We start from the raw sequence: 1,081 nt of genomic DNA, 5'->3' as shown, positions 1-1,081 counted from the left end.
TACCAGGCCAGCGCGTTCCCGCTGGCACCGGCCAGGAGGACCACGGGATCCCCCTCGGCGGGCCCGGCCCGGTGGATCCGCACGCTGCCGGCGCGGGTCTCCACGTCGATGGCGTCCACCGGTACCGGCCACAGCTCGCCGATCACTCGGTCATAGGTGACGAAGTACTTGTCACGGGCAGAGTCGCTGGTGAAGGCCGACGGCCGGTCGGGTGTGCGCATGGTGGACGTCCCTTCTGAATGGATACAGTCGTATCCTAACAGTTGAATTTGGTTCCGTTGGCAATCGCGAGATCCAACGAACCTGTCCGTGACCGCAGGTCACAGTTCGCTCGACGGCCTCAGATAGCCATCGTCGTGTTCCGTAAGGGGATCCCCCACCGGAACACCCGCCAGCCGAGACAGCGCCCCAGGCCGAGGTGTTCCGTATAGGTGTTCCGCGAACTGTTCCGGTGACGGCCCCTATCCGGAACACTTGAAGCCGTGAACGGAACCCGCGTCGGCTACGCCCGCTGCTCCACCGACGAGCAAGACGTCGCGATCCAGACCGAGCAGCTCCTGGCCCTCGGCGTCCCCGAGGACCGCATCTACATCGACCGCGGGTTCTCCGGCACCACCCGCCGCAACCGGAACGGGCTCGACCAGGCCCTCGCCGCCGTCTGGAACGGGTCGGTGTTCACCGTGACCAAGTTCGACCGGTTCGCCCGCAACATGGCCGAGGCCAACCAGATCCTCACCGACCTGTCCGGCCGCGGCGTCCTGTTTGGACTCGGCGCATCCATCTACGACTGGAAGGACCCGTTCGGGCGGCTGTTTCTGCAGACCCTCGCCATGGTCGCCGAGTTCGAGGCCACCCTCGGGAACCCGCGCACCCGCGAGGCCATGGCGCGGGACAAGAAGAACGGCAAGCTCAAGGGCAAGCAACCCAAACTCCCCGAACCAGCCCGGCGCTCCATCCGCCGCCGCTACGCCGAGGGCGAGGTGTCCCTGGCCGATCTGGCCACCGAGTACAGCGTCGGACGCTCCACCATCCACCGCATCGTCCACGGGCCAGAGACCTCCAGGTAGAGCGATCACACGCC

The 1,081-nt window shown here is 66.7% G+C and carries 1 protein-coding gene and 1 pseudogene; one reads left to right on the top strand and one right to left on the bottom strand.

From position 1 onward, the window contains the following. A pseudogene (locus B0I32_RS56240) lies at positions 1–221 on the bottom strand (alpha/beta fold hydrolase); the annotation flags it as partial. Positions 222–482: 261 nt separating this feature from the next. Between B0I32_RS56240 and B0I32_RS56235 the strand changes: the two are divergent. Next, positions 483–1,067, top strand: a complete 585-nt coding sequence (locus B0I32_RS56235; RefSeq protein WP_106253710.1) for a recombinase family protein — start codon at positions 483–485, stop codon at positions 1,065–1,067. Positions 1,068–1,081: the final 14 nt, after the last annotated feature.

Source organism: Nonomuraea fuscirosea (genome assembly GCF_003001935.1).
Classification (GTDB): Bacteria; Actinomycetota; Actinomycetes; order Streptosporangiales; family Streptosporangiaceae; genus Nonomuraea; species Nonomuraea fuscirosea.
The sequence above is the reverse complement of the archived record's forward strand: the minus strand, read 5'-3'. Positions and strand labels throughout refer to the sequence as shown.